This is a genomic window from Xanthomonas dyei, from assembly GCF_002939865.1.
GTDB classification, from domain to species: Bacteria; Pseudomonadota; Gammaproteobacteria; order Xanthomonadales; family Xanthomonadaceae; genus Xanthomonas; species Xanthomonas dyei.
The window spans coordinates 57,789-83,130 of sequence record NZ_MDEE01000016.1 but is presented as its reverse complement, the minus strand read 5'-3'; the positions used below and the strand labels follow the sequence as shown (position 1 = coordinate 83,130).

General features: G+C 63.1%; 21 protein-coding genes and 1 tRNA gene. 3 read left to right on the top strand and 19 right to left on the bottom strand.

Annotated elements, in window-relative coordinates; all coding sequences use genetic code 11:
• Positions 1 to 51: 51 nt before the first annotated feature.
• Positions 52 to 1,197, bottom strand: a complete 1,146-nt coding sequence (locus XdyCFBP7245_RS12430; RefSeq protein WP_104615920.1) for a 5-(carboxyamino)imidazole ribonucleotide synthase — start codon at positions 1,195 to 1,197, stop codon at positions 52 to 54.
• Positions 1,194 to 1,697, bottom strand: a complete 504-nt coding sequence (purE, locus tag XdyCFBP7245_RS12425) for a 5-(carboxyamino)imidazole ribonucleotide mutase (RefSeq protein ID WP_104615919.1) — start codon at positions 1,695 to 1,697, stop codon at positions 1,194 to 1,196. Before purE ends, XdyCFBP7245_RS12430 begins: the two co-directional genes overlap by 4 nt.
• 58 nt (positions 1,698 to 1,755) lie before the next feature.
• Between purE and XdyCFBP7245_RS12420 the strand changes: the two genes are divergently transcribed.
• From XdyCFBP7245_RS12420 to XdyCFBP7245_RS12410, 3 genes are all read left to right on the top strand, one after another.
• Positions 1,756 to 2,025, top strand: coding sequence for a Trm112 family protein (locus tag XdyCFBP7245_RS12420; RefSeq protein ID WP_055850108.1), 270 nt, complete (start codon positions 1,756 to 1,758; stop codon positions 2,023 to 2,025).
• Positions 2,022 to 2,903, top strand: a complete 882-nt coding sequence (gene nadC / locus XdyCFBP7245_RS12415; protein ID WP_104615918.1) for a carboxylating nicotinate-nucleotide diphosphorylase — start codon at positions 2,022 to 2,024, stop codon at positions 2,901 to 2,903. Before XdyCFBP7245_RS12420 ends, nadC begins: the two co-directional genes overlap by 4 nt.
• 63 nt (positions 2,904 to 2,966) lie before the next feature.
• The gene (locus XdyCFBP7245_RS12410; RefSeq protein WP_104615917.1) at positions 2,967 to 4,019 is read left to right on the top strand and encodes a DUF2272 domain-containing protein; all 1,053 of its coding nucleotides are present in this window, start codon (positions 2,967 to 2,969) and stop codon (positions 4,017 to 4,019) included.
• 370 nt (positions 4,020 to 4,389) lie between these two features.
• Here the strand turns inward: XdyCFBP7245_RS12410 and pnp are convergent, their stop codons facing one another.
• The 17 genes from pnp to nuoF all read right to left on the bottom strand — a co-directional run bounded on the left by pnp (position 4,390) and on the right by nuoF (position 25,341).
• Positions 4,390 to 6,504 carry a polyribonucleotide nucleotidyltransferase gene (gene pnp, locus XdyCFBP7245_RS12405; protein ID WP_104615916.1) on the bottom strand — a complete coding sequence of 705 codons (2,115 nt, stop codon included), beginning with the start codon at positions 6,502 to 6,504 and terminating at the stop codon, positions 4,390 to 4,392.
• 168 nt (positions 6,505 to 6,672) lie between these two features.
• The gene (gene rpsO / locus XdyCFBP7245_RS12400; RefSeq protein ID WP_055850100.1) at positions 6,673 to 6,933 is read right to left on the bottom strand and encodes a 30S ribosomal protein S15; all 261 of its coding nucleotides are present in this window, start codon (positions 6,931 to 6,933) and stop codon (positions 6,673 to 6,675) included.
• 156 nt (positions 6,934 to 7,089) lie between these two features.
• Positions 7,090 to 8,016 (bottom strand): tRNA pseudouridine(55) synthase TruB, encoded by a 927-nt coding sequence (truB, locus tag XdyCFBP7245_RS12395; RefSeq protein WP_104615915.1) that lies wholly within the window; start codon positions 8,014 to 8,016, stop codon positions 7,090 to 7,092.
• An 81-nt stretch (positions 8,017 to 8,097) separates the two neighbouring features.
• Positions 8,098 to 8,490: a 30S ribosome-binding factor RbfA gene (gene rbfA / locus XdyCFBP7245_RS12390; protein WP_104615914.1), complete on the bottom strand. Its 393-nt coding sequence runs from the start codon at positions 8,488 to 8,490 to the stop codon at positions 8,098 to 8,100.
• Between the two features lie 142 nt (positions 8,491 to 8,632).
• Positions 8,633 to 11,344: a translation initiation factor IF-2 gene (gene infB / locus XdyCFBP7245_RS12385; RefSeq protein WP_170068628.1), complete on the bottom strand. Its 2,712-nt coding sequence runs from the start codon at positions 11,342 to 11,344 to the stop codon at positions 8,633 to 8,635.
• A gap of 95 nt (positions 11,345 to 11,439) precedes the next feature.
• Positions 11,440 to 12,951 carry a transcription termination factor NusA gene (gene nusA, locus XdyCFBP7245_RS12380; RefSeq protein ID WP_104615912.1) on the bottom strand — a complete coding sequence of 504 codons (1,512 nt, stop codon included), beginning with the start codon at positions 12,949 to 12,951 and terminating at the stop codon, positions 11,440 to 11,442.
• A gap of 4 nt (positions 12,952 to 12,955) precedes the next feature.
• On the bottom strand, positions 12,956 to 13,546 hold the full coding sequence (rimP, locus tag XdyCFBP7245_RS12375) for a ribosome maturation factor RimP (RefSeq protein ID WP_104615911.1): 591 nt from the start codon (positions 13,544 to 13,546) through the stop codon (positions 12,956 to 12,958).
• A 196-nt stretch (positions 13,547 to 13,742) separates the two neighbouring features.
• Positions 13,743 to 13,819 (bottom strand) — tRNA-Met (locus tag XdyCFBP7245_RS12370).
• A gap of 205 nt (positions 13,820 to 14,024) precedes the next feature.
• Entirely contained in the window at positions 14,025 to 15,485 is a 1,461-nt protein-coding gene (nuoN, locus tag XdyCFBP7245_RS12365; protein ID WP_104615944.1) for an NADH-quinone oxidoreductase subunit NuoN, read from the bottom strand.
• A 36-nt stretch (positions 15,486 to 15,521) separates the two neighbouring features.
• Positions 15,522 to 17,024: an NADH-quinone oxidoreductase subunit M gene (locus XdyCFBP7245_RS12360; protein ID WP_104615910.1), complete on the bottom strand. Its 1,503-nt coding sequence runs from the start codon at positions 17,022 to 17,024 to the stop codon at positions 15,522 to 15,524.
• 20 nt (positions 17,025 to 17,044) lie between these two features.
• Positions 17,045 to 19,219 carry an NADH-quinone oxidoreductase subunit L gene (nuoL, locus tag XdyCFBP7245_RS12355; protein WP_104615909.1) on the bottom strand — a complete coding sequence of 725 codons (2,175 nt, stop codon included), beginning with the start codon at positions 19,217 to 19,219 and terminating at the stop codon, positions 17,045 to 17,047.
• A gap of 7 nt (positions 19,220 to 19,226) precedes the next feature.
• Positions 19,227 to 19,532 carry an NADH-quinone oxidoreductase subunit NuoK gene (nuoK, locus tag XdyCFBP7245_RS12350; RefSeq protein WP_005914274.1) on the bottom strand — a complete coding sequence of 102 codons (306 nt, stop codon included), beginning with the start codon at positions 19,530 to 19,532 and terminating at the stop codon, positions 19,227 to 19,229.
• Positions 19,529 to 20,191 (bottom strand): NADH-quinone oxidoreductase subunit J, encoded by a 663-nt coding sequence (locus XdyCFBP7245_RS12345; protein ID WP_211287690.1) that lies wholly within the window; start codon positions 20,189 to 20,191, stop codon positions 19,529 to 19,531. The genes nuoK and XdyCFBP7245_RS12345 overlap by 4 nt, the downstream gene beginning before the upstream one ends.
• 4 nt (positions 20,192 to 20,195) lie before the next feature.
• On the bottom strand, positions 20,196 to 20,684 hold the full coding sequence (nuoI, locus tag XdyCFBP7245_RS12340; protein ID WP_104615908.1) for an NADH-quinone oxidoreductase subunit NuoI: 489 nt from the start codon (positions 20,682 to 20,684) through the stop codon (positions 20,196 to 20,198).
• A gap of 3 nt (positions 20,685 to 20,687) precedes the next feature.
• Positions 20,688 to 21,779, bottom strand: a complete 1,092-nt coding sequence (gene nuoH / locus XdyCFBP7245_RS12335) for an NADH-quinone oxidoreductase subunit NuoH (protein ID WP_104615907.1) — start codon at positions 21,777 to 21,779, stop codon at positions 20,688 to 20,690.
• Complete coding sequence (gene nuoG / locus XdyCFBP7245_RS12330) at positions 21,776 to 24,010, bottom strand: NADH-quinone oxidoreductase subunit NuoG (protein ID WP_104615906.1); 2,235 nt, start codon at positions 24,008 to 24,010, stop codon at positions 21,776 to 21,778. Before nuoG ends, nuoH begins: the two co-directional genes overlap by 4 nt.
• Positions 24,007 to 25,341 (bottom strand): NADH-quinone oxidoreductase subunit NuoF, encoded by a 1,335-nt coding sequence (gene nuoF / locus XdyCFBP7245_RS12325; RefSeq protein WP_104615905.1) that lies wholly within the window; start codon positions 25,339 to 25,341, stop codon positions 24,007 to 24,009. The genes nuoG and nuoF overlap by 4 nt, the downstream gene beginning before the upstream one ends.
• Position 25,342: the final 1 nt, after the last annotated feature.

Sequence of the window (25,342 nt, the reverse complement as noted above, 5' to 3'; positions counted from 1 at the left end):
ATCGCGACACGCCTCGCTGCTGCGTCGCGATGCCTCGGGATTGACTGACACTCAGCCTTCGCGCAGGCGCGCAATCACCGGTTCAACGTGCGCATTGCGCTGCAGTGCCATGCCGGCTTCGACCAGCGCCTGTGCCAGCATCTGCGGGGTATCGGCGCGCAGCGTTGCGTGGCCCACCTTGCGACCGTCGCGCGATTGCTTGCCGTAGTCGTGCCAATGCCCGCCGGGCACTGCCAGAAATGCCGCAGCGTCCGGCATCGTACCCAACCAGTTGAGCATGCACGCATGACCGCGCATCGCGGTGCTGCCCAATGGCAACCCGAGCACGGCACGCACATGATTTTCGAACTGCGAGGTCTCCGCGCCTTCGATGGTCCAATGGCCGGAGTTGTGCACGCGCGGGGCGATCTCGTTGGCCAGCAGCTCGCCATCGCGTACGAATAGTTCAAGGGCGAACACGCCCACGTAGTCCAGCCTGTCGGCAATCGCGCGTGCATGCGCATCCGCTGTCGCCTGCAATGTCGCGTCCACGCTGGCGGGCGCAAGACTGGCTGCCAGCACACCATCGACATGCCAGTTTTCGGTCAACGGCCATGCACGGAATTCGCCATCGCGTCCACGCACGGCCACCACGCTGACCTCGCGTTGGAATGGTACGAAGGCTTCAAGAATCAGTCCGACCTTGGCGGCCTGCGCGCCGAGCGCAGTCCATGCGGCATCCGCATCGGCAAGCGTCTTGATGCGGAACTGGCCCTTGCCGTCGTAGCCGAAGCGGCGCGTCTTGAGGACGCACGGCGCACCGATGCGCGCCAATGCGGCGTCAAGCCCGGCGCGGTCGTCGATGGCAGCGAACTCCGGCACAGGAATACCGAGCTCGCGGAACAAGGTTTTTTCGCTCAGCCGGTCCTGCGCCACCGCCAAGGCATCCGGGCGCGGAAACACCGGCACCTGCGCGGCAAGTTGCTGCGCGCTGGCTGCGGGCACGTTTTCGAAATCGAAGGTGATCACATCCACCTGCGCGGCGAACGCAGCGAGCGCGGCAGCATCGTCGAACGCGCCCACCTGCAGCGGCGCCATTTGCCCTGCGCAGGCATCGACCGCCGGGTCGAACACTGCAAACCGCAGCCCAAGTGGCGCGCCCGCCAGCACCAGCATGCGCGCCAACTGGCCGCCCCCCAGAATGCCGACGGTGGTCATTGGCGCGGGTCGTCGCTGGCCATCACATCATCGGTCTGCTTGGCACGGAACTGCGCCAGTGCCTGGCCGATCTGCGCCTGCTCCGGTGCCAGCATCGCAGCCGCGAACAACGCCGCATTGGCGGCGCCGGCATTGCCGATCGCAAACGTCGCCACCGGGATGCCGGCCGGCATTTGCACGATCGACAGCAGCGAATCCATGCCGTTGAGCGCCTTGGACTGCACCGGCACACCCAGCACCGGCACCGCCGTCTTGGCCGCCAGCATGCCCGGCAGGTGCGCCGCACCGCCGGCACCGGCAATGATCGCGCGCAACCCACGCGCGCGCGCCTGCTCGGCGTAGGTGAACAGCACATCGGGCGTGCGATGCGCCGACACCACCTTGACTTCGTACGGCACGCCCAGCGCATCGAGCTTCTGAGCTGCGTGTTGCATGGTCTCCCAATCCGAACGGGAGCCCATCACGATGCCGACCAGCGGCGCGGAGTGGTTGGAGGTCATGGCCCTGCCCTGCGGTAAAGACGTATTCTAGCCAATCTCCACGCAAGACAAGACTTCGATGGATCGCAAACTGCTCGACCTGCTGTGCTCGCCCGACACCCGCCAGCCGCTCTCGCTGCTGGACGGCAAAGGCCTGGAAGCACTCAACACCGCCATCGCCGCCGGAAACCTGCAGCGCGCCGACGGTACCGCGCAAAGCCAGCCGCTGCGCGAGGCCTTGATCACCCGCGACCGCAAGCAGATCTTCCGCGTCGACGACGGCATTCCGGTGCTGCTGGCCGAAGAAGCCATCGGCACCGCCCAGATCACCGACTTTCCCGACAAGTGAATTCGTCCGTGCGCACCGTGCCGGAGGCGCCGCCCGCCGCGTTGGTCGACGCCGATGTGGCGCGCGCGCTGGCCGAAGACATCGGCACTGGCGATGTGACTGCCGCGCTGCTGCCGGATCAAGCCGACAGTGCGTATCTGTTGTGCAAGCAGGATGCGGTGATTGCCGGCCGGCCCTGGTTCGATGCCACGCATCGCGCGCTCGACCCACAGGTGCGCATCGACTGGCACGTGCACGAAGGCCAGCACGTCAGCGCCGGCACGGTGCTGGCCATCTTGCAAGGTCGCAGCCGCAGCCTGGTCAGTGCCGAACGTACATCGCTCAACTTTCTGCAGACGCTTTCGGCCACGGCTACCACTACCGCTGCGTATGTGGCCGCAGTCGCCGGCACCGGCGCCCGCATCCTGGACACGCGCAAGACGCTGCCGGGCCTGCGCATGGCGCAGAAATTCGCAGTGCGCTGCGGCGGCGGCGACAATCACCGCATCGGCCTGTTCGACACGGTGATGCTCAAGGAAAATCACATCCGCGCCGCCGGCTCGTTGAGCGCAGCCGTGCAAGCCGCACGTGCCCAGCAACCGCAGCTACCGCTGGTGGTCGAGGTGGAAACGCTGGCGCAGCTGCGCGAGGCACTGCAGGTGGGCTGCACGCGCATCCTCATCGACGACTTTGATCCGGCAATGCGTCGCGATGCCGTGCGTATCGTCGCCGCGTTGCCGGTGGATCAGCGTATCCCGCTGGAAGTCTCCGGCAGCGTCGACCTGGCCGGCATCCGCGCAATTGCGCAGGACGGCGTGGATTGCATTTCCATCGGTGGGCTGACCAAGCATGTGCAGGCGGTGGATCTGTCGCTCAAACTCGGCCCGGCCCCGCGCTGATTTCACGCGTGCGCGCAGTCTGCTCTGTCAGCCTTCTGCGATTGATTTAGTTCAGGATGTTCGATGATCGTAAGACCCTGGCCGTGGATGTGCCTGCTGCTTGCAGGATTGGGAGGCGGCGCTGCGGCTGCGGAAGTGTGCGATATGCCACCGCGCTTCGGCACCAGTCCTGCGGCCATCGCCATCGTGCGCTCGGCCTGCAACGAGCATCGCCTGTGGCAATACCCGTTTATCGATGCCAAAGGGCGCCTTGCCAGCCTGGGCGTGACCGAAGCCGAATCAAGCTATCTTGCCGACGATGGCGTCGTGGCCTGGCAGCGCGTCGCAGGCTATTGGCGCGACAGCGGCACGCTCGCCTCGATGGGCGGACGTCCCGGCGCATCGAGCTGCGCCGCACTGGATGGCACCCGCTACACCGCCAGCGACTGTCGGGCCTTTCTTGTCGACAATCCGTGGTCGGCCGCTTTCATTTCATGGGTGATGACGCAAGCGAGACTGAGCGGATTCCACCGCTCCGCACGCCATCTGGATTACATCCGCAGCGCGTACAACGACGGCGCCACCGGCCCTTATCAGTTCGCCGACCCTGCGCTGGAAAAACCCGCACCCGGCGATCTGCTATGCCTGCTGCGCGGGCGCAGCGTGACGCTCGGCTACGCAGGGTTGAAGGCCGCCCTGGGCGGCAGCGCACCGATGCCATGGCAATCGCACTGCGATGTGGTGGTGGCTGCCAATGTCGGCGGCGATCGCACGCTGTATCTGATCGGCGGCAACGTGTTCAACACCGTGATGATGCGCAAGATGCCGCTGGACCGCGCCGGCCGCGTGGTATTGCCGACGCCGCAGTCCGACAGCGCGCAAGATCAGAATGAAGACAGCCTTGGTGTCGCCAGCGAATGTACGCCGGCACACGAAGAACTGTGCGACTTCAACCGACGCGACTGGGCCGCGCTGCTGAAGCTGCGTCCCGACGCAGCAATGCTGCCGCCACCGCCAACCGAGCCACTGCCTGCGCCCACCGCACCGCCCGCCGAGCAGACGATGCCTCCAGGTTTCCCGCGCGTGGTGCCGCCGCGCCCGGAAACGCAGCCGGCGCCGACCCAGCAGCCCGGGTGAGGAAAGATTCAACGCCCCTCTCCCTGCGGGAGCGGGGTTGGGGTGAGGGTACCGGGCAAAGCCCTGATGTCGTTTCAACTGCAATGATGCTACGCACGTAGCCTCATCCGCCCCTTCGGGGCACCTTCTCCCAAGGGGAGAAGGAACAGACACGTGGCGCCTCGCTCTAGCCCCTCTCTCTGCGGAATAGGGGTTGGAGGAGCGAAGCCATGGTGCTGCCTCAACTGCAACAGGCTGCGCCCGACCCCTCATCCGGCCGTTCGGGGCACCTTCTCCCAAGGGGAGAAGGAACAAGGCATGGATCATTCCGAACCGACAACGAAAAAGCGGGCCGAAGCCCGCTTTTTCGTGACGCATCAACCAGCAGCGATTACTCGGCCGACGGCGGGACGCCCTCGCCTTCTTCCACGGCCTTGATCGACAGACGGATACGGCCCTGCTTGTCCACTTCCAGTACCTTCACGCGGACCAGATCGCCTTCCTTCAGCTTGTCGCCGACCTTCTCCACGCGCTCGCTGGAAATCTGCGAGACGTGCACCAGGCCGTCCTTGCCCGGCAGGATGGTGACGAACGCACCGAAGTCCATGATCTTGGCGACCTTGCCTTCGTAGATGCGGCCCGGCTCCACGTCCGAGGTGATCTGCTCGATGCGCGACTTCGCAGCTTGCGCGGCAATCGCGTTGACCGAGGCGATGATGATCGTGCCGTCGTCCTGGATGTCGATCTGCGTACCGGTTTCCTTGGTGATCGCCTGGATAGTCGAACCACCCTTGCCGATCACTTCGCGGATCTTGTCCGGATGGATCTTGATGGTCAGCAGACGCGGCGCGTAGTCGCTCAGTTCCAGACGCGGGGTGGTCAGTGCGTGCGCCATCTCGCCGAGGATATGCAGACGGCCGGCCTTGGCCTGCTGCAATGCCTGCTTCATGATCTCTTCGGTGATGCCTTCGATCTTGATGTCCATCTGCAACGCGGACACGCCTTCGGCAGTACCGGCCACCTTGAAGTCCATGTCGCCCAGGTGATCTTCGTCGCCCAGGATGTCCGACAGCACCACGAAGCGGTCGTTTTCCTTGACCAGGCCCATGGCGATGCCCGCGACCGGCGCCTTGATCGGCACGCCCGCATCCATCAGCGCCAGCGAGCTGCCGCAGACCGATGCCATCGACGAGGAACCATTGGACTCGGTGATTTCCGAGACCACGCGGATGGTGTACGGGAATTCTTCCAGGCTCGGCATCACGGCGAGCACGCCACGCTTGGCCAGACGGCCATGACCGATTTCGCGACGCTTCGGCGCACCGAACCGACCGCACTCGCCCACCGAATACGGAGGAAAGTTGTAATGGAACAGGAAGTTTTCCTTGTACTCGCCGCTGACCGCATCGATCACCTGGCCATCGCGAGCAGTGCCCAGCGTGGTGACCACGATCGCCTGCGTCTCGCCGCGGGTGAACAGCGCAGAGCCGTGGGTACGCGGCAACACGCCGGCCTGCACCGCGATCGGACGCACGGTATCCAGCGCACGACCATCGATACGCACCTTGGTGTCGAGCACCGAGTCGCGCATGGTGTGGTATTCCAGCTCGCCGAATTCCTTCGACAGCTCAGCGGTGCTCCAGCCCTCGGAGGCGACGCGGCCGGCCAGCGATTCCATCACGTCTTTTTTGATCGCCGAAATGGCGTCGCGACGCTGCAGCTTGTCGCGCACCTGGAAGGCGCTCGCCAGCTGCGTGCCGACGGCTTCCTTCAGCGCGTTGATCAGCGCGGTGTTCTTGGCAGGCGCCACCCAGGTGCTGGGCTTGGTGCCTGCTTCGACGGTCAGCTCGTTGATCGCGTTGATGACTTTCTGCAGTTCGCGATGACCGAAGGTCACTGCGCCCAGCATCACTTCTTCGGACAACAGCTCCGCTTCAGACTCCACCATCAGCACCGCATTGGCGGTACCGGCAACCACCAGCTCCAGCTGCGAATCCTTCAGCTCGGCGATGGTCGGGTTGAGGATGTACTCACCGTTCTTGTAGCCCACCTTGGCGGCGCCGATCGGGCCGTTGAAGGGGGTACCGGCCAGCGACAGTGCAGCCGATGCACCGATCAGCGCGGCGATGTCGCCATCGATGTCCGGGTTCATCGACATCACGGTCGCGATGATCTGTACTTCGTTCTTGTAGTCCTCCGGGAACAGCGGACGGATCGGACGGTCGATCAGGCGCGAGATCAACGTTTCCTTCTCGGTCGCACGTCCTTCGCGCTTGAAGAAGCCGCCCGGGATGCGGCCGCCGGCATAGAACTTCTCCTGATAATCGACCGTCAGGGGGAAGAAGTCCTGCCCTTCGCGCGCGGTTTTTGCGGCGACGGCGGTGACCAGCAGTACGGTGTCGTCCATCTTGACGATGACGGCACCGCTCGCCTGGCGAGCGACTTCGCCCGTCTCCAGGGTGACGGTGTGCTTGCCGTACTGGAAGGTTTTGGTGATTTTTGCCACGGAGGTTTTTTCCTTAGGTGTAACTGTCTTCGTTGGACCGTCGTCGACCCATGCCGAGAACGGGCGGCCGGGAGGCTCCGGCCCATGAACTTGGGACTGCGATGACGCGTTTGCGAACGACCAAAACAAAACCGCGGCGCATCGCTGCGCCGCGGCGGTAGGACTCGATTAGCGGCGCAGGCCGAGCTTCTCGATCAACGACTTATAGCGCTCGTTGTCCTTCTTCTTCAGGTAGTCGAGCAGGCTGCGGCGACGGTTGACCATCTGCAGCAGACCGCGACGGCTGTGGTGATCCTTCTTGTGGGTCTTGAAGTGACCGCTAAGCAGCTCGATGCGTGCGGTCAGCAGAGCGACCTGCACTTCCGGCGAACCGGTGTCCTGGGCGCTGCGCTTGTTGTCTTCAATAACTTTCTGGGTGTCGACAGACATGATGTTTTCTCGATAGATGCGTGGTCGACAGAAACGTGCATGACGCACCGTCTGACTCGCCGTTTGCTAGGGATGCGCGCGCTTGGCGCGGAGGTGCCCCGATCGGGGCCGCGAAATTGTACCGTTGCATGGCGCCGGGAACAAGTTGACTAGACCTTAACAACCCGAAGTCTCGTTCAGTCCATTGAACAAGCGCTGCGGCGACAGCCGACCGTCAGCGTCAACAAGGCCAAGGCCTGACGGGCTTCCATCCGGTCCGAAAACGGCGACGTGACCGGCCGGAAATGCCGGATCGCGCAAGCGTTGCCCCATCCGGAAGCGGGTCGCATGGGCCTGGTCGAGGGTGATCTGCGCAAAATCGGCCAGCCCGGCCTGGATCGGCAGCAGCAGATCTTCCGCCCGCGTGCCGGATTCCAATGCTGCGCTCAACGCTTCCAGGGTCATCATCTGTGGCGATCGGAACGGTTCTACCCAGAGCCGGCGCAGCGAGGCGATATGCGCGCCGCAGCCGAGTGCTTCGCCCAGATCGCGCGCCAGGCTGCGGATGTAGGTGCCGGAGCCACAGGTCACGCGCAATTGCAGACGCGACGCGTGGTAGCCGATCAACTCGATCGCGTGCACCTCGACCTCACGCACCGGCGCCTCGATCACGTCGCCCCGGCGCGCCTTGGCATACAGCGGTTCGCCGCCCTGCTTGAGCGCGGAATAGATCGGAGCCTGCTGCTGGATACGGCCAATCAACGGCGCCAAGGCGGCGCGTAGCGCGTCTTCGGTCAGCGCAGGCACCGCACGCTCGCGCAGCGGTTCACCGTCGGCATCGTCGGTATCGGTGGTGACGCCCAGTACCACCTCGGCGTCGTACGCCTTGGCCGAGCCGAGCAGCAAGCCGGCGATCTTGGTCGCCTCGCCCAGGCACAACGGCAGCAAGCCGGTGGCCAGCGGATCCAAGCTGCCGGTGTGGCCGCCTTTTTCCGCCCGCAACAGACGGCGCGCGGCCTGCAATGCGTTGTTGGAACTGAGCCCAGCCGGCTTATCCAGCAACAGGATGCCGTGCAGCGGGCGATAGACGATGCGGGGTTTCAAAAGATCGGTGCTCGAATCGGGCGCTGTGCGCGTCCGCGGGAATCCAGGGGGCGCGGTCATCTCGCCCAGCCGACACAGCGCTTAGCGCTGCTCGGTGTCTTCGTCGCTGGACGTGGCCTGCGGACCGACATCGTCCAGGTCACGCAGCAGGTTATCGATACGCTCGCCACGGTCGACCGAGTCGTCGTAGTGAAAGTGCAGCTCGGGCACGTGACGCAGCTTCATCGCGCGCGCCAACTGCGTGCGCAGCTGCCCGGCGATTTCCTTGAGTCCCTTGACCGCTTCGGCCGAACGCTCCTGCTGCAGTGCGGTGACGAACACCTTGGCGTGCGCCAGATCGCGGCTGATTTCGACATCGGAAACGCTGACCGACGGCAAGCCGTGGTCGCGCACGGCCGCGTGCACGATCGTGCCGAGGTCGCGACGCACCTGCGCAGAAACGCGATCGGTGCGATGGAATGATTTGGTTGGCATGGTCGTGGACCTGGTTGATTCGGAGGGCCAGATGGCACCGAAGCCAAAAACGAACGCGGGCGGCCATGCCGCCCTCGCCTTGCAGAACTTGCGGACACCATCGCCTGCGTGGAAGACCGGAGCCCGCAGGCCCCGGCAGCCATTACAGCGTGCGGGCAACCTCGATACGCTCGAAGCACTCGATCTGATCGCCAGGCTTGACGTCGTTGTAAGCCTTCACGCCGATACCGCACTCGGTACCGTTGCGCACTTCGTCGACGTTTTCCTTGAAGCGACGCAGCGATTCCAGCTCGCCCTCGAACACCACGACGCTGTCGCGGAGCACGCGGATCGGCTTGCTGCGCTTCACCACGCCTTCGATGATCATGCAGCCTGCAACCGCACCGAACTTCGAGCTGCGGAATACGTCGCGCACCTGCGCAATACCGATGATCTCTTCGCGGATTTCCACGCCGAGCAGACCGGACGCCACCTGCTTCACCTGATCGATCACGTCATAGATGATCGAGAAGTAACGCAGATCGATGCCGTTGGACTCGACGATCTTGCGCGCCGATGCATCCGCACGCACGTTGAAGCCGATCATCGTGGCCTTGGACGCCGCTGCCGAATTCGCATCCGACTCGGTGATGCCGCCCACGCCGGAATGGATCACGTTGATGCGGATGTCGTCGTTGGACAATGCCACCAGCGACTGCTTGAGCGCTTCCACCGAACCCTGCACGTCGGCCTTGATCACCAGGTTCAACACCTGCTGGCCTTCGCCCTTGCCCATCTGGGCCAGGATGTCTTCCATGCGGTTGGTTGCCGAGGCGACCAGACGTGATTCGCGGCGCTTGGTTTCGCGCTGCTGTGCCACGTCCTTGGCCAGACGCTCGTCGTCGACGACCACGAAGTCATCGCCAGCTTCCGGCACGCCGGACAGGCCGAGCACCTGCACCGGAATCGACGGGCCTGCCGACGCCGGCTGATGGCCGGTTTCGTCGAACAGCGCACGCACGCGGCCGTACTGAATACCGCACACCAGGTAGTCGCCACGCTTCAGCGCGCCCTGCTGCACCAGCACCGTCGCGACCGGGCCACGGCCCTTGTCCAGCGAGGATTCGATCACGGTACCGCTGGCGCGGCCATCGGCCACGGCCTTGAGTTCCAGCACTTCGGCCTGCAGCGAAATCGCATCCAGCAGCGTGTCCACACCAGTACCGACCTTGGCCGACACTTCGATGAACTGGGTATCGCCGCCGAAATCTTCGGCAACCACGTTTTCGGCCAGCAATTCGTTCTTGACCCGCAGCGGATCCGCGCCGGCCTTGTCGATCTTGTTGACCGCCACGATCAACGGGACGCCTGCCGCCCTGGCATGCGCAACCGCTTCCTTGGTCTGCGGCATGACGCCGTCGTCGGCCGCAACCACCAGCACCACGATGTCGGTGATCTTGGCGCCGCGCGCACGCATCGAGGTAAACGCGGCATGGCCGGGCGTATCCAGGAAGCTGATGACGCCACGGCCGGTTTCGACGTGGTACGCACCGATGTGCTGAGTGATGCCGCCAGCTTCGCCGGAAGCGATCTTGGTGCGACGGATGTAGTCCAGCAGCGAGGTCTTGCCGTGATCGACGTGACCCATGATGGTCACGACCGGCGGACGCGAAGTGGTCTCGCCCTGCGCGTCTTCGGAATGCGCCAGCAGCGCATCTTCGAAGTCGGCATTGTCCGCACGCACTGCCTTGTGCCCGAGTTCTTCGGTCACCAGTGCAGCGGTGTCGTGATCGATGCTCTGGGTAATGGTCGCCATGACGCCCATCTTGAACAGCGCCTTGACCACGTCGCCGCCCTTGAGCGCAAGCTTCTGCGCCAGATCGGCCACGGTGATGGTCTCGCCGATCGCCACTTCACGCACCACCGGTGCAGTCGGACGCTCGAACCCGTGCGGGCCGCTGTTGCTCTGGTTGCTGCCACGACCACCATCATTGCCACGACGCGACGACGACGAACCCGGACGACCGGTCGGCTTGCCACGCACATTGGAACGACGCGCGCGATCGGCGGCCGACAGATGCAGCTGACCGGCAAAGCGCTTGGTCGCATCGTCGTCTTCGACGCCAGCCACCATGACGTGCGAACCGCGCGTCTTGTGCTTGGCGGCGTTGTTGCGATCATCCGGACGTGCCGGCGTCGCCGGACGCGAGGCAGGCGAGGCGCCAGCCGGACGAGACGGACGCGGTGCCGACGACGGCGAAGATGGTGCACGCGCAGCAGGCGCCGACGACGGCGTCGGCGCAGCGGCAACCGGGGCCGGCGCACTGGCAGCCGCAGCGGCTTCCTCGGCAGCCTTGCGCTCGGCTTCTACACGGTCTTTTGCGGCCTGCTCTTCGTCGCGCTTGCGCTGAATCGCTTCATCGCGCACACGGTCGCTCTCGGCCAGGGCCTGCTGCTCGTCGAGATTGCGCTGACGCGATGCAGCGAGCTTGGCCAGGATGTCGGCGCGCTCTTCGTCCGGCGTCATCGGCGCGGCGCGGCCGCTGCCTTCGTTCTCGGACTTTACGTACGTCCGCTTCTGCCGCACTTCCACGTTGACCGTGGTCTTGGTGCGGCCGGCGCTGACCGTGACTTCTTGCAGCTTGCGCCGATTGAGCGTGATCTTCTTGGCTGCTTCGCTCGCCGCTTCGGCGGGCGTCTCGGCCTTGCCATGCGTGCGACGCAGGAAGCCAAGCAGTTTCATCTTCTCGGTGCTGGTCACGACCTGGTCGGGACCGCTGAACTTCATTCCGGCCTCGGCCAGTTGAACCAGCAGTTTATCGACCGGCGTGTTGACCAGTTCGGCAAGCTTGCGGATGGTGGTTTGCTGCGACATTCGGATCCTATGATCTGGTTGGCGCCCCCTCGCCCAGAGCAAGGGAAACGCTGATTCTAAGCCCTGATGGGGTCAGGGCGCGGTTCATTGCCGGCTCATTCGCCGCGCTCCAAACGGGCGATCTCCTCGGCGCGGGCCGCCAGGATCAGCGCCGCGGCGCGCTCCTGGGTCATGCCCTCGATGCCGAAGTCGACGATCTCGTCCGCTGCCAGGTCGGACAAGTCCTCGCTGGTGCGCACGCCGTGCTCGGCCAGAGCAAAGGCCGTTTCCTCGTCCATCCCCTCCAGCGCCAGCAGGTCCTCGGTGGGCTGAGTTCCTTCCAGGCCTTCTTCCTCGGCCAGCGCGGCGTTGAGCAACGCATCGCGGGCACGGGCACGCAGTTCTTCGACGATGTCTTCGTCGAAACCTTCCACCGCCAGCAGTTCGCCGACCGGGACGTAAGCGATTTCTTCGACCGTGTTGAAGCCTTCGGACACCAGGATGGCGGAGATTTCCTCGTCCACTTCCAGGCGATCCATGAACAGCTGGCGCGCCGCCGCCTGTTCAGCCTCGGACTTGGCGGCCACCTGGTCGGCGGTCATCACGTTGAGCTGCCAGCCGGTCAGACGGCTGGCAAGACGCACGTTCTGGCCGCCCTTGCCGATCGCCTGCGCCAGGCGGTCTTCTGCCACGGCCAGGTCCATCGAATGCTTGTCTTCATCGACGATGATCGACTGCACTTCGGCAGGCGCCATCGCGTTGATCACGAAGTTGGCCGGGTTCTCGTTCCACAACACGATGTCCACGCGCTCGCCATTGAGCTCGTTGGACACCGCCTGCACGCGCGAACCGCGCATGCCGATACAGGCACCGATCGGATCGGTGCGGGTGTCGTGCGCAATCACCGCGATCTTGGCGCGGTCGCCCGGGTCACGTGCGCAGGCCTTGATCTCGACCAGGCCCTGGCCCACTTCCGGCACTTCGAGCTTGAACAGCTCGATCATGAATTCCGGTGCGGCGCGGCTGATGAACAACTGCGGGCCGCGCGGCTCGGAGCGCACTTCGGCCAGATAACCGCGCACGCGGTCGCCCGGGCGCAGCACGTCGCGCGGAATGCCCTTGTCCTTCGGAATGAAGGCTTCGGCATTGCCGCCCAGATCGACAAAGATGTTGCCGCGCTCGGCGCGCTTGACCACACCGGTGATCAGCTCGCCCACGCGGTCCTTCCATGCATCGACCACCTGCTGACGCTCGGCTTCGCGCACACGCTGCACGATTACCTGCTTGGCAGCCTGCGCTGCGATGCGGCCGAAATCCGGGTTTTCGATCTGCTCTTCGATGTAGTCGCCCACATCTACGCCGTCGGCTTCGTCGATGGCGTCCATCAGACGCACCTGGCGATCCGGCGACTCCATCACCACGTCGTCGGCCACCACTTCCCAACGGCGGAAGGTTTCGTAGTTACCGTCCTTGTGGTCGATGGTCACGCGCGTCAACACGTCCTGGTCGGGATAGCGCTTCTTCGCTGCGGAAGCCAGCGCGGCCTCGATCGCATCGAAGATCACTTCGCGCGGCACGCCTTTTTCATTGGCCACCGCATCCACTACCAGCAAAAGTTCCTTGCTCATTTAGTCACTCCGCGCGCGGCTTGCCAGCCGCCGACTCGTTGGATGGTTTCTTCTTGTCGTGCCCGGGTTTTTTCGGGCCGGGCTTATTCGGTTTTTGCGGCGCCAGGCCCAAGGCGACCCAATCCGGCAGGATGCGCGCCTTGTCGATATTGTCGAAGCCGATCTGTACGTCCTTGCCGTCGACCGAAAACACCACGGCGGCAGCTTCCGGCTCGGTGCGCAGGATCTGACCCTGGAAGCGGCGCCGACCATCCTGCGCAAGCTTCAACACGATCTTTGCGGACTCGCCGGCATGGCGCGCGAATTGTTCGAGGGTGAACAAGGGACGGTCCACACCCGGGGAGGACACTTCCAGGGTGTAGTTGCCACTGATCGGGTCTTCGACGTCGAGCTGGGCCGACACTTCGCGGCTCACGCGCTCGCAGTCGTCGACGTTGATCACGCGCTCGGGCTGTTCGGCCAGCGGCACATCGATGTAAAGGCGCAACGTGGCGCCACCTGGCGCGGGAAGATACTCCACGCCCAGCAGTTCCAAGCCCAGGGACTCAACCGTTGGACTCAGCAGATTCGCGATTTCGGTCGCTTTTTCGCTCACAGACTGCCCTGATCAAATGATTGCCAGTAGAACCCCGGCAACCGGCAGCAAACTTTCCGGTTCCGGAAAAAACAAGGGGCCCGATGGGCCCCTTGCATGAAAAAGCCCGACCTCTCAGGGTCGGCGTAAAGACGGGAACATGCGTCCTTACGATCCAAGAAGTTGAATCACTGCGATAAAGCGGTAATTCGAAACTTGGTAGCGGGGGCAGGATTTGAACCTGCGACCTTCGGGTTATGAGCCCGACGAGCTGCCAGACTGCTCCACCCCGCAGCAGAAGCGGAATTATGAAGAACTTGAGCGGCAATTGCAAGCCCTAAGTTTTTCATCTGCTGGACACTTTGGCGAGTGTCCAACGTCGCGGCGAATGATAACCGCAATGCAACAAAAACGAAACACCAATCACGACTTTATTTCAGATCCGCGCCATCCGCATGCAAGCAGGTATCGCGATGAACGCGACACCCGCGCGACACGCTTACACGAGACCAGCAAACGCACGCTGGCACCACACCATGATCGGGCTCCAGGCCAGACCCAGCGCCAGCAACGCGAGTGCGTTGACGCCCAGCACCGTGCCCAGGACGCGATCGTTGTTGGCAGGCAGCGGCTCACCCACCGGCTCGTCGAAGTACATGACCTTGATGACACGCAGGTAGTAGTACGCACCGATCACCGCGCACAGCACACCCACCAGCGCCAGCCACAGCATGTCGCCCTTCACCGCCGCACCCAGCACGGCGAGCTTGGTCCAGAAGCCGAGGAACGGCGGAATGCCCGCGAGCGACGCCATGATGCACAGCACCAGTCCGGCCATCCACGGATTGCGCGCGTTGAGGCCCTTGAAGTCGTCGATGTTCTCGGCTTCGAAGCCATTGCGCGACAACGCGATGATCGCGCCGAACGAGGCGGTCGACATGATGGTGTAGCTCACGGCATAGAACATCGCAGCCGCATAGCCTTCTTCGCCGCCACCGGCCACGCCCATCAGCAGGAAGCCGATGTGCGAGACCGTGGAATACGCAAGCATGCGCTTGAGATTGCTCTGCGCGATGGCCATCAGATTGCCGATGACCAGCGACAGTGCCGACAGGCCGCCAATCAGCAGATGCCACTGCGGCGACAACGGACCCATGCCCACTTCCAGCAGGCGGTAGGTCATGCCGAAGGCAGCCAGCTTCGGTGCCGAGCTGATAAACAACGCGATCGGTGCCGGTGCGCCCTGATAGACATCGGGCAGCCACATATGGAACGGCGCGGCGCCCAGCTTGAATGCCACGCCGGCGATCATGAAGATGGTGCCGGTCAGCAGCAATGTGCGCTCGCCCGAGCCTTCGATCGCCTCATGGATGCCAGCCAGACTCAAGGTACCGGTGGCGCCATAGACCAGCGACATGCCATATAGCAACAGACCCGACGCCAACGAACCCAGCACGAAATACTTCATCGCCGCTTCGGTGGCCAGGCCGTTGTCGCGGTTGGACGCAACCAGCGCGTACGAACACAGCGCCAACAGTTCCAGGCCCAGATAGACCATCAACAGGCTGCCGGCCGACGCCAGCAGCATCATGCCGGCGGTGGCGAACAACACCAGTACCGGGATTTCGCCCTGATAGAGATTGCGCTCGCGCAGGTAGGTCCAACCGTAGACCAGGCTCAACCCGCTGACGAGCACGATCACGGTCTTCATCACGTCCGCCGCGGTATCGCGCACGAACATGCCGTTGAAAATCTCGCCCTGCCCGCCCGTACCGGTCGCCAACAGCGCAAACACCACGGCGAGAACGGCGATGGAGAACAAGTGGGTCCAGACCTTGTTCCGCTGGCTCATGAACAGGTCGAGCATCAGCAGTGCGAAGGCGCCGCCGATCAGCACCAGCTCCGGAACAAGCGGAGCCAGGTCAGCGGTGGTCAACGGCGCGAGCGTTGGCGTGGTCATCATCAAATCCTGAGAATCAAAACGTACGGCAAGCGGTCACAGCTTGCTCGCGGCGATCTGGGTAGCCAGCTTGGCGATCGATGGTTCCATCAGATCGGTCAGTGGCTTCGGATACAGGCCCAGGGCCAGCACGCCAGCAGCGAACACCCCCAGCACGAAAGCCTCGCGGCCATTGATGTCCTTCAGCTCGGCCACATGGGCATTGGCCACCTCGCCGAAGAACACGCGCTTGTAGAGCCACAGTGTGTAGGCGGCCGTGATCACCAAGGTCGTGGCGGCAGCGAAGGCAACCAACGGATGCTTCTGGAAGCTGGCCATGATCACCATGAACTCACCGACGAAACCACTGGTACCCGGCAGACCGGCATTGGCCATGAAAAACAGCATGGCAAAAGTGGCAAACCACGGCATCACGTTGACCACGCCGCCGTAATCGGCGATGCGGCGGGTGTGCATGCGGTCGTACAACACACCGATGCAGGAGAACATTGCGCCTGACACGAAGCCGTGCGAAATCATCTGCACCATTGCGCCCTGCAAACCGAGGCGTGCAGCGTCGGTGCTGCCGTACTCGCGCACCAGGGTGAAGGCGATGAAGGTGCCGAGGGTAACGAAGCCCATGTGCGCGATGGACGAATACGCCACCAGCTTCTTCATGTCGTCCTGCACCAACGCTACCAGGCCGACGTAGATCACTGCGATCAGCGACAGGGTGATCACCAGCCACGCAAACTCATGGCTGGCATCTGGAACGATCGGCAGGTTGAAACGCAGGAAACCGTAACCGCCAATCTTCAGTGCGATCGCCGCCAGGATCACCGAACCGGCGGTCGGTGCTTCGACGTGGGCGTCCGGCAACCAGGTATGCACCGGGAACATCGGCACCTTGACCGCAAAGGCGATCAGGAATGCGAAGAAGATCCAGGTCTGTTCCTTGGCGGTCAGCTGCAGCGCATACAGGTCGGCGAGCTGGAAGCTACCGCCCTTGAGGTACAGGTAGACCAGCCCCACCAGCATCAGCACCGAGCCGAGGAAGGTGTAGAGGAAGAACTTCATCGCCGCATAGATACGCCGCGGACCGCCCCAGACACCGATGATCAGGAACATCGGGATCAGCATGGCTTCGAAGAAGACATAGAACAGCATCGCGTCGGTGGCAGCGAAGATACCGACGGTGACACCTTCCAGAATCAGGAACGCGGCGACGTACTGATTGACGCGCTTGTCGATCGAGCGCCAGGCGCCGATCAGCGCCAGCACCGTCACCAATGTGGTGAGCACGATCAACGCGACCGCGATGCCATCCACGCCCAGGTTGTAGCCGATGTTGTAGGCCGGGATCCAGGCATGCAGTTCGATGAACTGCATCGCGTCATTGGCGGTGTCGTAGCCCAACAGCGGCAGACTCAGCACAAAGGTCGCCACCGCCACCGCCAAGGACGCCCAGCGGGCAGTCTCGGCGTTGCGCAACGCAAGGATCAGGGCGCCACCGATAATCGGCAGCCAGATCAAGATAGACAGTAAAGGCCAGTTCGACACGTTTTCTTATTCCGTACAGGTCAACGCCAGAAATGCATCAGTACCGCCAACAAGGCGATCAAACCGATGATCATTGCGAAGGCGTAGTGATAGAGGAAACCGGATTGCGTGCGACGCAGCAGATTTGCAGCCAGGTCGATCAGTCGGGCAGAACCATTGACGACCACGCCGTCGACCACATGGGTATCGATTGCGCGTGACGCCTTGCCAAGGACAACACCGCCACCGGCGAAGCCATTGATCCACAGCTTGTCGAAGCCGTACTTGTTTTCCAGCAACCACACGATCGGCGCGAACGCCTTGCGGGACTTGGTCGCCAGGTCGGGCTTCCACAGATAGAACAGCGCGGCGAGCAACAGACCGGCGACCGTCAGGAAGAACGGAGCCGCCATCATGCCGTGCAACGCGAACGCGATCGGGCCGTGGAATTCTTCGGCCAGCGCACCGACGGTATCGCGCGCCGGGTCGTAGAAGTCGACGATGCCGGTGAAGAACGACACGGCCTGCCCCTTGAGCGCATGCGCCGCGTGGTGGCCCTGCCAATCGGTACCGAACAACATCGGACCGATGGTGAAGAAACCGATCGCCACCGACGGAATCGCAAGCAGGATCAGCGGCAAGGTCACCACCCACTTGGACTCGTGCGGCTCATGCGCTCCGTGGTGCCCATGACCGTGATCGTCGTGACCATGGCTGTCATGCGCATTCGCATCGTGCGCGTGGCTGTCGTGGGCATGCACCTGTGCTTCGGCATCGGCATGCGCGCTGTCGTGATGTGTATGCGCCTCGTGCGCATGAGCATCGCGAAAACGCTCCTTGCCGTGGAAGGTCAGGAACAGCAGACGGAAGCTGTAGAAGCTGGTGACCAGCACGCCACCGAGCACGGACCAGTAGCCGTAGGTCGCGACCCAGCTATGCGATTCGTGCGCGTGGTGCGCAGCGGCTTCGATGATGGTGTCCTTCGAGTAGAAACCCGAAAAGAACGGCGTACCGACCAGTGCCAGCGTACCGATCACGCTGGTCCAGTAGGTCACCTTCATGTACTTGCGCAGGCCGCCCATCTTGCGCATGTCCTGCTCGTGGTGCATGCCGATGATGACCGAGCCCGCCGCCAGGAACAGCAGCGCCTTGAAGAAGGCATGCGTCATGAGGTGGAACACGGCGGCCGAATAGGCCGACACGCCCAGCGCCACGGTCATGTAACCGAGCTGGGACAGCGTTGAGTACGCGACCACGCGCTTGATGTCGTTCTGCACGATGCCGATCAGGCCGGTGAAGAAGGCCGTGGTCGCACCGATGAACAGGATGAAGTTGAGCGCGGTTTCCGACAGCTCGAACAGCGGCGACATGCGCGCCACCATGAAGATGCCGGCGGTGACCATGGTCGCAGCATGGATCAGTGCCGAGATCGGGGTCGGGCCTTCCATCGAGTCAGGCAGCCACACATGCAGCGGCACCTGCGCCGACTTGCCCATCGCACCGATGAACAGGCAGATGCAGATCAGCGTCATCACGCTCCACTCGTGGCCTGCGAACAGCTGCACCTTGGCACCGGCCATGGTGGTGGCGTTGGCAAACACGGTGGAGTAATCCAGCGAGCCGAACCACAACAACACGCCGGCAATGCCAAGGATGAAGCCGAAGTCGCCCACGCGGTTGACCAGGAACGCCTTCATGTTGGCGAACACGGCAGTCGGGCGCTTGAACCAGAAGCCGATCAGCAGGTACGACACCAGACCCACCGCTTCCCAGCCGAAGAACAGCTGCAGGAAGTTGTTGCTCATCACCAGCGTCAGCATGGAGAAGGTAAACAACGAGATGTAGCTGAAGAAGCGCTGGTAGCCGGGGTCTTCTTCCATGTAGCCGATGGTGTAGATGTGCACCAGCAGCGACACGAAGGTCACTACCACCATCATCATCGCGGTCAGGCGATCGACCATGAAGCCGACATGCGCGGAGTAGTTGCCGACGTCGAAGAAGGTGTACAGGTTCTGGTTGAACGGGCTGGCGCCCTGCTCCACCAATTGATACAGGGTCAGGCACGACAATACGCAGCTGACTGCCACACCGAGGATGGTGACGTACTGCGCACCCTTGCGCCCTACCTGGCGACCGAACAGGCCGGCGATGATGCTGCCGACCAGCGGTGCAAGCACCACCGCAATCAACAGACTCTTGGAGAGAGTGATTTCCATCTACAGGTCAGCCCTTCAACGTGTCGACTTCGGCCACATTGATCGTGCGGCGCGTACGGAACAGAGTCACCAGGATCGCAAGACCGATGGCGGCCTCCGCGGCGGCAACGGTCAGGATGAAGAACACGAACAACTGACCGGCGGTGTCGCCGAGCTCGCGCGAGAACGCGATGAAGTTGACGTTGACCGACAGCAGCATCAACTCGATCGACATCAGCAACACGATGACGTTCTTGCGGTTGAGGAAGATGCCGGCCAGGGAGATGCAGAACAGCACCGCACCCAGTCCAAGCAGGTGGCCCAAGGTAATCAAGACTTCGCCTCCTGTCCGTCGGCCGCATCGACGCGCGGCGCAGCCTGTACTGGCTTTTCGACTGCCATCTTGACCATGCGCAGACGATCGCCCGCCTTCACGCGCGACTGCTCGCTGGCATTCTGAAGTTTGATGCCGGTGCGCTTGCGCAAGGTCAGCATCACTGCGGCCACCACGGCCACGGTCAGAATCACGGCGGCAAATTCGAACGGCAGCAGGAACTCGGTATACAGACTCTTGGCCAGCCAGGTCAGGTTCGAACTGTCGGCTGCCTGCGCGGCGGCATTGTCGACCGGGAACGGTGTGGCAGTGCGCGCCTTGACCCCGATCAAGGTAACCATCTGCGCCAGCATCGCCACCGCAACGATCACGCCCAACGGCATGTATTTGACCCAGCCCTCGCGTAGCCGGCTGGTGTCGATGTCGAGCATCATCACCACGAACAGGAACAGCACCATCACCGCGCCGACGTAGACCAGCACCAGTGTGACGCCGAGGAACTCGGCACCGACCAGCAACCAGATGCAGGCCATCGAAAAGAAGGTGAGGATCAGGCATAACACGGCATACACCGGGTTACGCACGCTGATCACCGCACCGGCGGACACCACCGCGATTGCGGAGAAGGCGTAAAAAGCAATAGAGACCCAGTCCATCATGACCTCAACGGAAGGCGGCATCGGCAGCGCGACGCTCGGCGATCTCGGCTTCTAGCCGGTCTCCGATCGCCAGCAGCTGCGGCTTGTTGACAATATTCTCGCCACGCTTCTCGAAGTGGTACTCGAGGATGTGCGTCTCGACGATCGAGTCCACCGGGCAGCTTTCTTCGCAGAAGCCGCAGAAGATGCACTTGAACAGATCGATGTCGTAACGCGTGGTACGGCGCGAGCCGTCCTCGCGCTTGGCCGAGTCGATGGTGATCGCCAACGCCGGGCACACCGCCTCGCACAGCTTGCAGGCGATGCAACGCTCTTCGCCATTGGGATAGCGACGCAGCGCATGCAAGCCACGGAAACGCGGCGACTGCGGAAACTTCTCCATCGGGTACAGCACGGTGTACTTGGGCTTGAACGTATATTTCAACGTCAGCCACAGGCCTGCGAGCAGTTCGAGCAGGAGCAAGCTCTTGAAGTAATGGGTGATCTTGTTCATCAGTTACACGCCCTTCTGGATCACGCCGTAAAACACCATCAACGCCGTCACTGCGATCCATACGATCGTAAGCGGAATAAACACCTTCCAACCCAGACGCATGATCTGGTCGTAGCGATAGCGCGGGAAGCTGGCACGGAACCAGATGTAGGCGCTGGCGAAGAAGAACACCTTCATCAGCAGCCACGGCCAACCGCCGGTCCACACCCAATTGACCCACGGCGAGATATCCGCTGTGACCCAACCCTGGATCGGGCTCAACCAGCCACCGAGGAAGAAGATCGAGATCAGGAAGCTGACCAGGATCATGTTGGCGTATTCGGCCAGGAAGAACAGTGCGAATGCACCGCCCGAGTATTCCACCATGTGGCCGGCGACGATTTCCGATTCGCCTTCCACCACGTCGAACGGCGCGCGGTTGGTTTCGGCAACGCCGGACACCCAGTACACGATGAACAGCGGGAACAGCGGAATCAGGAACCAGTCGAAGAAGCCCGAATTACCGCCCTGTGCCAACACGATCTGGCTCAGGTTGACGCTGCCGGAAGCGATCATCACGCCGACCAACGCAAAACCCATCGCAATTTCGTAGCTGACGACCTGCGCGGCAGAGCGCATCGCGCCCAGAAACGCGTATTTGGAGTTGGATGCCCAGCCGGCCAGGATGATGCCGTACACGCCCAGCGAGGTCATCGCCAGCAGATACAACAAACCGACATTGGCATTGGACAGCACCAGCTGCGCATCGAACGGCACCACCGACCACGCCGCGAATGCAGGCGCCAGCGTCAGCAGCGGCGCGATGATGAACATCGCCTTGTGCGAGCTGCTGGGCTGCAGGATCTCCTTGAACAGGAGCTTGAACACGTCGGCGAAGGCCTGAAAGATACCCATGCCCACGTACATGGGCCCGTGACGCACGTGCATCCAGCCGATCAGCTTGCGCTCCCAAACCACGTAGAAGGCCACTGAGATAATCACCGGCACGGCAATCAACAGGATCTTCAGCACGGTCCACAGCAGGCTGCCGCCATCGCCCAGCCCGAGAAACCACTGGTGCAGGGGGTCGACCACGTTCAACAGCAATTCGTTCATGCAGCCACCACCGTTACGCGACCGGCACCAAGCGGCGCGGTTGCGCCATGGCCGCATTCAATCCACACCGTCCCCGGTGCAACGCGCTTGTCCAGCACCACCGGCAACGTCGCCTTACCTGCGTCGGTGCCGACCTTGACCATCTGGCCGTCGCCAATCTGCAACTGGGCAGCCTGCTCCGGGTGCATCGCGACACACGGCGCGATGTTGAGCGGATGCGACTGCAGCGCAGCGGCGCGACGCACCACCGCATCGGTGCGGTAGATCGCAGCGGTCGCCGCGACTTCCAGCCCGTCGCTTGCCACCTGCGGCTGAGCCGAGGCCACCGGGCGCACATCGCGATTCTGCATGCCAGCACGCAGGCCGACCAGATCGATGAACTCGAAACCGGCCAGACCCAGCTCGCCACCCAGCGCACGCAGCACACGCCATCCTTCGCGCGCTTCGACCGGCAGGCGGCCTGCGGCACGCGCTGTCTGCACGCGACCGTCGAGATTGGTCAACGAGGCATCGATTTCCGGCAATGCACCGATCGGCAGGATCACATCGGCCACATCGCGCGTTGAAGCGCAGGCGAACTGACTGAAGGCAACGACCTTGGCACCGGCCAGCGCGCTGCGGGCAGCGGCCGCGTCGGCAAAATCCAGGCCGGGCTCGATGCCGTACAAAACATACGCCTGACGCGGCTGCGCCAGCATGCCGGCTACATCACGCGCGGTGGGCAACACACCTTGCGACACCAGACCCACGGCGTTCGCGCCCTGCGGGATACGACACAGCGAGGCGCCCGTTGCGGCAGCAAAGTCGCGTGCAGCAGCACGCAGTGCCGCAGCCTGCGGATGATTCTCAGCCAGTGCACCAACCACGATCACGGCGCGCGTTGCGCCCTTGACCGCGTCGCGTAGCGCGGCGTCGTCAAGTGCGCTTGCCAGCTGCGACGGCGCGACCACGGTGCGGCTGGCCTGGGTAAAGGCGAAATCGAAATCGACCGGGTTGACCGAATGGATCTGCGTGCGGTTCTGGATGTGCGCCTTGCGCAGACGTGCATGCAGCAACGGCAGCTCGTGACGCACGTTGGTGCCGAACAGCACCACCACGTCGGCCTGCTCGATCTCGGCCAGCGGCGTTGCAAAGACTTCGGCAACCGCAGCGTCGGAGAAATCCCGATTGAGCAGACGGTGATCCAGATTGCCGCTGCCGAGGCCTTCGGCCAGACGTGCCAGCAGCGCACCTTCCTCGTTCGAAGTGGACGGATGCACCAGCACGCCAAGCTGATCGCCGGCGTTGTCACGCAGGATCTGGGTCGCAGCGGCCAGACCTTCGGTCCAGCTCACTTCGGTCCACTCGCCGTTGACCTTCTTCAGTGGCTTGCCCGCGCGGTCTTCGGCGTACAGACCCTGATGCGAATAACGGTCGCGATCGGACAGCCAGCATTCGTTGACTGCTTCGTTCTCGCGCGGCACGGTGCGCAGCACTTCGCCACGACGCACATGCAGGAACAGGTTCGAGCCCATCGCATCGTGGTAACCCAGCGATTCGCGCGCCATCAATTCCCACGGACGTGCGCGGAACTGGAACACCTTGTTGGTCAGCGCGCCCACCGGGCAGACGTCGATGACGTTGCCGGAAATTTCGGTGGTCAGCGGCTTGCCGTCGTAGGTGCCGATCTGCAGGTTTTCACCGCGGTACATGCCACCCAGCTCGTAGGTACCGGCGATGTCTGCAGTGAAGCGCACGCAGCGGGTGCACTGGATGCAGCGAGTCATTTCGGTGGCGACCAGCGGACCGATATCCTCGTCCGGCACCACACGCTTGCGCTCGTTGAAGCGGCTCACCGAACGGCCGTAGCCAAGCGAGACGTCCTGCAACTCGCACTCGCCGCCCTGATCGCAGATCGGGCAGTCCAGCGGGTGATTGATCAGCAAAAATTCCATCACGCTACGCTGGTACTTCAGCGCCTTTTCGCTACGCGTGGCGATCTTCATGCCATCCATTACCGGCGTGGCGCAGGCAGGCGACGGCTTGGGCGACTTTTCGACATCCACCAGACACATGCGGCAGTTGGCGGCGATCGGCAGCTTCTCGTGATAGCAGAAGCGCGGGATCGGAATGCCGGCCTTGTCGGCGGCCTGGATGATCATCGAGCCCTTAGGCACGACCAGACTCTGCCCGTCGATTTCGACGGCGACATGATCCGGCGGCACGTTGGGGTTCACTGGTTGGGCGCTCATGCGGCCACTCCGACGTGCGTGTCGACGATCGAACGACCGTTGACGATGTAGTACTCGAACTCGTCCCAGAACTGGCGCAGGAAGCCTTGAATCGGCCATGCCGCCGCTTCACCGAACGCGCAGATGGTGTGTCCTTCGATCTGGCCGGCCACGGTACGCAGCTGGTGCAGGTCTTCCATCGTGGCCTTGCCGGCGACGATGCGCTCGAGCACGCGGTGCATCCAGCCGGTGCCTTCGCGGCAAGGGGTGCACTGGCCGCAGGATTCCTTGTGGAAGAACTGCGAGATGCGGCAGGCAAACCGCACGCAACACACGCTGTCGTCCAGCACCACGATGGCGCCCGACCCCAGACCGGTACCCAGCGCACGCAAGGTGTCGTAATCCATCTGCAGACCAGCGACCTGGTCGGCCTTCAGCACCGGCATCGACACGCCGCCAGGCACCACGCCCTTGAGGGTGCGGCCCGGACGCAGGCCACCGGCCATTTCCAGCAGTTCGTCGAAGGTGGTGCCGAGCGGCACTTCGAAGTTGCCGCCCTTCTGCACGCAGCCGGACACCGAAAAGATCTTCGGGCCGCCGTTCTTGGTTTTGCTCAACCCCAGGAACCACTCCGGGCCGTTGCGAATGATCGCTGGCACCGACGCATAGGTCTCGGTGTTGTTGATGGTGGTCGGCTTGCCGTACAGGCCGAAGTTCGCCGGGAACGGCGGCTTGTAACGCGGCTGGCCCTTCTTGCCTTCCAGCGATTCCATCAATGCGGTCTCTTCGCCGCAGATGTACGCGCCAGCACCCAGCGCACCGTAGATATCGATATCCACGCCGCTGCCGAGAATGTTCTTGCCCAGCCAGCCGTTCGCATACGCATCGGCCAGTGCCAGTTCGAAGTTTTCGAACGGTTCGTGGTGGAACTCGCCACGCAGGTAGTTGTAGCCCACGGTCGAGCCGGTGGCGTAGCAGGCGATCGCCATGCCCTCCACCACCGAATGCGGATTGTAGCGGAGGATGTCGCGGTCCTTGCAGGTTCCCGGCTCGGATTCGTCCGAGTTGCACAGGATGTACTTCTGCATATTCCCCTTGGGCATGAACGACCACTTCAGACCGGTCGGGAAACCCGCGCCGCCGCGGCCGCGCAGGTTCGATGCCTTGACCATCTCGATGACGTCGGCCGGCGCGATCTTCTCTTCGAGGATCTTGCGCAACGCGGCATAGCCACCGGTCTTGAGGTAGCTCTCGTAGGACCACGGCGTGTCGTAATGCAGGGTCGTGTAGACGACCTGATGCGGCAACGGCGCCGGACCGACCGGACCTGTAGGTGCGTGATGATGTGCCATG